Annotated in this window: 4 protein-coding genes; 1 reads left to right on the top strand and 3 read right to left on the bottom strand. The window is 55.7% G+C overall.

Annotation, left to right across the window (positions count from 1 at the left end; all coding sequences use genetic code 11):
* Window positions 1-4,104: PAS domain S-box protein (locus CW742_RS05115; protein ID WP_292417396.1), on the bottom strand; the 4,104-nt coding region annotated here is incomplete at its 3' end.
* A 182-nt stretch (window positions 4,105-4,286) separates the two neighbouring features.
* On the opposite strand from CW742_RS05115, the gene CW742_RS05110 reads away from it, so the two are divergent.
* Window positions 4,287-5,573: a GntP family permease gene (locus CW742_RS05110; protein WP_292417393.1), complete on the top strand. Its 1,287-nt coding sequence runs from the start codon at window positions 4,287-4,289 to the stop codon at window positions 5,571-5,573.
* Window positions 5,574-5,722: 149 nt separating this feature from the next.
* Here the strand turns inward: CW742_RS05110 and CW742_RS05105 are convergent, their stop codons facing one another.
* Window positions 5,723-5,953 carry a hypothetical protein gene (locus CW742_RS05105; RefSeq protein ID WP_292417391.1) on the bottom strand — a complete coding sequence of 77 codons (231 nt, stop codon included), beginning with the start codon at window positions 5,951-5,953 and terminating at the stop codon, window positions 5,723-5,725.
* Window positions 5,954-6,004: 51 nt separating this feature from the next.
* Window positions 6,005-6,442 carry a helix-turn-helix transcriptional regulator gene (locus CW742_RS05100; RefSeq protein ID WP_292417388.1) on the bottom strand — a complete coding sequence of 146 codons (438 nt, stop codon included), beginning with the start codon at window positions 6,440-6,442 and terminating at the stop codon, window positions 6,005-6,007.
* Window positions 6,443-6,569: the final 127 nt, after the last annotated feature.

Raw genomic sequence — 6,569 nt, 5'->3', positions numbered from 1 at the left:
TTCTGTACCGGTTTCACGGATCATGATGCCCGTGATGTCGAGGATCTCGCGGGAGATGGCAAGGCCAAAGCCGGTGTTCTTTCCCACGCCCGGTGCGAAGATCCTTTCCTTTTCGGCGGAAGGAACGCCGACCCCGTCATCCGAGCAGACAATGATCCGGGTGCCGTCATTCTCCTCCAGCGTGAACCGGACCTGCCGGATCGATCCCCCGTGGCGCCTTGCGTTGTCCATGAGGTTGAAGAAGACCTTGGAGATGAGGGGATCGGCGAAAATTTCCAGGTCACCCGGAAGCAGGTTCTCGAATCGGATGGCCTTTGGAAGCGCGGCTTTCCCGGAGGCTGCGATAATCCCGTGGAGGTTCTGCCAGGCCGGTTCGTGCACGCCGATCATCTCGTACTCCTTCGTGAACTGGATCAGGTTCGAGATCTGTTCGATCGTCCGGCTGATGCGGGAAAAGTCTTCGGCATATGAGGGTCCGGGGACTTTATTCCGGAGCAGTTCGACATACCCGCCCAGCGCCTGGAGCTGGTTGTTGATGTCGTGCCTGGTTATGCCTGAGAGAATGTTGAGCTTGTGGTTGGCCTGCCGTAGCGCCTCTTCCATGTTCTTCCTGCCGGATATATCGATGACGCTTGAGAGGAGGAACAGTTCTCCCTGCATGGTAATGAGCGTGGCCGAGTACAGGCAGATCTGCACGGTCCCGTCCTTTGCCCGGAACGGTACTTCCACGGCCTCGATGTGCCGCTCTTTTTGGAGAATGGAGGCAATACGTTCACCATTCTCCCTGTCGAAAAGGAGCCCGATCTCCCATGGGGTCTTCCCGAGCACCTCTTCGCGTGAGTACCCGCTGTTCTTGATGAACGCATCGTTGACAGCATAGAAGGTGTTGTCTTTCACGGAGAGCAGCGTGAGGGCAACGAGACTGGTCCGGAAGATCGTAGAAAACATCTTCTCGGATTCCCGCAGGGCCTGCTCCGATGCCTTCCGCTGGCTGATGTCGCGTGTGATGCCGACAACTCCATTGGGAGTGCCATCTGGTCCGAACGTTGGCGTCATAATCACTTCTGTCCAGACCGTTGACCCGTCCTTTCGCGTGAATTCCAGTTCCAGGGGAGTATGGTCCGGCATGTCTCCCCCGTTATCCATGGCCTCCTTTGCCTTCCGGTAGTGCTCACGGAGGAGCGCGAGCGATTCCGGGGTCAGGGCATGTTCGATGGGCTCGGCTATGGCCTCGTCCGGGCTCAGGCCCCGGAGCGCCATCATTGACGGGGAGACGTACGTGAGGTGCATGTCTGTGTCTGCGGTCCAGATCACGTCTTTCACATTGTCTGCCAGCAGCCGGTAGTGTGCCTCGCTCTCGCGCAACGCCTTCTCAGCGGTCTTTCCTTTCGTGATATCATGGCAGATCCCCTGGTAGGCAACGATCCGGCCGGATGCGTTCCGGACCGGGGCTGCGCTCTGGGAGTGCCAGCGCCAGCTCCCGTTCTTGTGCCGGATCCGGTACTCGAGGCCGCGGATCCGGGTTCCCTCTTCCATTGCCGAGCGGAAGGCCCGGAGGTTCCTCGCCACATCATCGGGATGGATCAGGGCCGCAGCAGCGGTACCGATGAGCGCTTTGGGGTCCTGTCCCAGGATGTCCTCCCATTGCGGGGAGATGTAGGTAAAATTCCCCGACCGGTCCAGCGAAAAGACGATATCGCTTGCGTTTTCCACCAGTGAACGGAACTTCTCCTCGTTTTCCCGGATGCCGGCCTCCATCTTCCGCAGGCCGGAGATGTCGACGGCAACCCCGCGGAAACCGGCAATCTCCAGGTTCTTGTAGATCGGGGACGAATAGACAACCACCGGGAACGTGGTCCCGTCTTTCCGGATCGCGGTATATTCCTTTGACTCATAGGGAATTTCAGCAAGGATGTTCTTCACGCTCTCCATGAACCGTGCGTGCTGGGTGGGTTTGATCAGGGAGAGGACCGGTTTTCCCGCGGTGAGTTCCTCCACAGAGAAACCGGAGACCGATGCGGCTTGCCGGTTCGCATAGGTTATCCGGAGCTCACGATCGGTCTCGAAGACCATCTGGGGAAGGCGCTCGGTGAGGTCGCGGAACCGGGTTTCGCTCTCCACAAGTGCTTCCTGTGCTTTTTTCTGTTCCGAGATGTTGTCATAACTTCCCAGGACCCCGATGATCCCGCCATCCTTGTCGCGGAGGGGCACCTTGCTGGTGCGGAGCCAGATCGTGGAACCATCCGGCAGGACCAGGGGCTCTTCAATATCCATTTTCGGTTGGCCGGATTCGAGCACCTCACGGTCGTCATCACGGAACTGTTCCGCGAATGCAGATGAGGAATGATCGTAATCAGTTTTTCCCACAAGGTCTGCGGGGTCCAAAAAACCAACTTCTGTGGCAAATGCCTTGTTGCACCCGAGATAGACCGAATTACAGTCTTTCCAGAAGACCCGCTGCGGAATGGTGTCGAGAACGCACTGCAGCATCTGCCGTGATGCAAAGAGGGCATCGTCTGCCGCTTTCCGCTCGGTGATGTCACGGATGGTGCCTATCTCAACCTGGTGACCGTTTTTGTCTCTTGAATAAATGGTCTTGTCCTCGTACCACCGGTACGTGCCGTCTTTACACCGCACCCGGAACCGTTCGGACATGGCAAGCGATCCGATGCGGATGTTCTGCGTCATCGTGAAGTACACCCTCGCTGCATCATCGGGATGGATGAACTCCTGGAAATTCTTTCCTTCCAACTCGCCTGGCTGGTAGCCGAGGTGTTCCGAGACCTTGGGACTCACGTACCGGATCGTCCCGTCCTCTTCGAGAGAGTAGATGATGTCCTGGTTTACTTCTACGAGCAGCCGGTATTTTTCTTCGCTCTCTCTTATGGCATCTTCGGCCTGCTTCCGCTCGGAGATGTCGATGATGATCCCCCGGTAACCGGCAAGTTTCCCATTCTTGTATACAACGTTTGCGTAGATATGGCCGGGGAACGTTGTACCATCCTTGCGGATCAGGGTGTATTCTTCACTTTTATAGGGCTCCCCGCGGACCAGGCTTGCCATATTCTTTCTGAGGCGGGTATGCTGGGAAGGGGCGATAATCTTCAGCGCATCGAACCCCATAGCAACTTCCCCCGGTGTGTATCCAAACTGGGCCACGGCGCGTTTGTTTACAAATGTGAGCCGGAGATCCTCATCGGTCTCGAAAACGATCTGGGGAAAAAGTTCGGCAAAGGAGCGGTACTTCTCCTCGCTCTCGCGCAATGCCTGCTCGGCCCGCTTCCTTGCAGAGATGTCTGCAACCACACCGCGGAACCCGACCATCTGCTTGTTCCGGAAGATGGGCGAGGAGTATACCACGACAGGGAAGGGTTTTCCCTCCTTGTCAAATGCGATATACTCCCGTGGCGCGAACGGTATGCCGTACCGGAGATGGTGGACACTCTCCATGAACGTGGCGTGCTGGGATGGGTGGATGAAGGTGAGGATGCTTATGCCGCTGCCCACGGCTTCAACCGGGAACCCGTACGTGTCGATGGTGTATTTGTTCACGTACGTAATCCGGAGGTCCATATCCGTCTCGAAGACCATCTGGGGCAGGTGGTCGGCAAAATCCCGGAACTTGCCCTCGCTCTCCTGCAACTGCTGCTCGCTCCGGACCAGTTCCTCCTCCGACGCCGTGATCCGGTTATACGCTACCCGGAGCTCGGCCTGTGCCCGACGTTTCACAACCGCCTGCCGGATCTTATGGGCAAGTTCGGCAAACTGTGCCTGCGCCGAGCCGCCTTTCTGGAGGTAGAAGTCGGCGCCGTTGTTGATGGCATCGATCACAACCTCTTCGCGGCCCCTGCCGGTGAAAAGGATGAATGGGATGTCGCCGAACTGCTCCCTTACATGTTTTAAAAACGCGATCCCGTTCATCTCCGGCATCTCGTAATCGGAGACAATGGCATCGTAGGATTGGGTCAGGGGGAGACTGCGGACCTCTTTTGCGGAGGTGGAAATGGCGACCTGGAATTCGCCGTTCATTTCCAGGAAAATTTTCGCCATCTCCAGGAGTTCGGGTTCATCATCAATATAGAGAACCCGCAATCCTTCCGCCATGAACAGTACATTATAGTGTGATCCTATATTTTTGTGATGACCTGCATGGCAGACAAGCAAGAGATTGGAGGGCTGTACCGAAAGAGAATAAAAGGCTGCCCGGTATCCCCGCAATCCACGGCTGCCCGGTTTCGGGGAATGAGAAGGAAGTCTTTTTGTGTTTTTCCGCGGAACCGGATGCAATGGATCTTCTCATCGCGTTTGCCATAACGCTCGTGCTGATCACGATTGTCAGCATCTACTACCGGGTCTCCCCGTTCTTTACCCTCATCGGGGGTGCGATCATTTTTGGCCTGCTTGCCGGGATGACGCTCGATACAACGGTGAAAGAGATTGTTTCCGGAGCCGGGAAGGTCTTCTCTTCGTTTGGCATCATCATCTTCTGCGGGGCGGTGATAGCGGCGTTCCTGCAGGAACAGCACCAGGCAGAAGAGATCGTCTCCGATATCCGGCACATTGTCAGGAGTCCTCCCGCTCTTGCCGGGTTCTCGGGCTGGTTCCTTTCCGTTCCCATCACCTGCTGTGTCACCGCGTACGTGATGCTCGTCCCGATCCTGGAATGTATCGAACAGGACAAAAAGAAAAAGAACATCCTCCTCTATCTTGCTGCTGTCGGCAGCATCGTATCGTACACGCTTATCTTCCCGACTCCTGCGGTTATCCCGTTGTTTACGAATTTTGCAGCGGGTACGAGCGCGCTCTTCTATGACGCCATTGCCATCCCGCTCTCTTTGGCAGTCCTTGCCATAATCATCCTCTTTTTCCGCTGGGCAGGCATGCCGGAATCCGGAGACGCGATCACCGGAATGTCTGGCAAAATGGACCAGAAACTGCCTGTTTGTAAGGAGGAGATCCCGTGTATTCACTGGAGAGCATGGGGCCCGTTTATTACGATCCTTATCGCAATCCCTGTCTCGTTTTTCCTCCTCGGCCTCTCGCACGTTGGCATCATGAATGTCATCATGCTGGCGGGGGCAGGGGCGGCAATTGTTCTTGCACCCCATAACATCCGGTCAAAAAGCGTTACCAGCGGTGCAAAACACGGGGGCATGATCATCTTCGATATCTGCGGGGCGGGAGCCCTCGGGTACGTGATCGTGCATTCCGGGTTCACTGAAGCAGCGCTCCTCCAGATGACGCTCTTTTTACCGGTCATCCTGGTCCCGTTCGTTATTGCCGCAATCCTTGCAACCGCCCAGGGGTCACGGGTCACGACCGCTGTCATTGCCGCGGAAGTGCTGGCCGGCTCGGTTGTCACGGGTGCAATTCACCCGGTCCCGCTCATCCTTCTCGTCGCGGCCGGCTCCTGTATCGTCTCCTATGTTACCGACCCGTTCTTCTGGCTCGTCCAGCGGACAACGGGAGACAGCGTGAATACTGTGGTGAAGAATTATACGCTTCCCATCGCGCTCGCCGGGATTGTTATCCTTGTCGTTGCCGTTGCATTGGAGTACCTGGTGTTCCGGTGACAGGGACTGGAGTATGCTGACCAGCCCCCTTATCCTGATATCGCTCGAGTCACAAGTTCTACAGAATCAATGAGACAATAGTGCCTGTCTATAATCCAGAGATAATCCGTGCAATAATGGAGCGGTACATCAGTATTCGACAATCTGGATCAAAAAAGATTATCAGTTACCGGCTGCCGGATGGAACGGGGCAATAAGGTCGCCGCAGCAAGAGGTGTGTCGAGGCCGGCCAGAAAATGGATCTTCCTGCCGTTTTTGAGGATAGTAACCAGACCCCTGATCGTGCCCGGGGAGGAGAAGATCATCTCATCAGGGCCGGCGTACCGTGCGGTGAGTTCCGCAAGGAGCAAACGGATGGTTGCGTCCTCCGGATGATGCAACAGTCATGCAACCTGCGGTATGATAAAAACCGAAATCCTGTCTGCAGGACCTCACTCCGGACGATTACAGCACCCCGTATCAGCGCCGTTTTCTGCATTTTCCGTGCACCGCAGCAGGTTACGGCCCCGGTCGGTGATCGAGTACACGATCCAGTTGCCCTGGTTCTCCCCTTCGATCAGGCCATTCTCTTTCAGGATATTCAGGTGATAGGAGAGCTTCGAACCGGAGAGCCGCATGAACCGGTTGATGACACAGACACATAGCGGCTGGTCCCGGATGATATAAAGAATGGAAAGGCGAAGCGGATCTGAGAGCGCATGGTAAATTCTGCTCCTTCTTTCAAGTGACGGTTGCAATGGAATCTGTTTCAGTATTGCATCGAGCCCTCCGCGTGCATCAAGGTCTCTCTGGATCTGTTCGGGGATCTCCGTGATTGGATCTCCCTCCCTTGCCGGCGTTCCGCAACAGGATGTGGCCTTCCGCTTCATTTCAAAATAATCTGAAATGAAAAGATATATAACCTTGCCCTGTTTACAATGATTCAACAAAATTTGAAATGGTGTAAGCACGATGGAACCTGGTACCTCTCTGCGAAATCACGAAACGATCCATATC

It is taken from the genome of Methanoregula sp., from assembly GCF_002835825.1.
Lineage (GTDB): Archaea > Halobacteriota > Methanomicrobia > Methanomicrobiales > Methanospirillaceae > Methanoregula.
This window is presented reverse-complemented; position numbering and strand designations above follow the sequence as displayed.

Coding starts and splice junctions, on each gene's coding strand:
- CW742_RS05110 (WP_292417393.1), top strand. CDS start 4,287: ATGGATCTTCTCATCGCGTTTGCCATAACGCTCGTGCTGATCACGATT.
- CW742_RS05100 (WP_292417388.1), bottom strand. CDS start 6,442: ATGAAGCGGAAGGCCACATCCTGTTGCGGAACGCCGGCAAGGGAGGGA.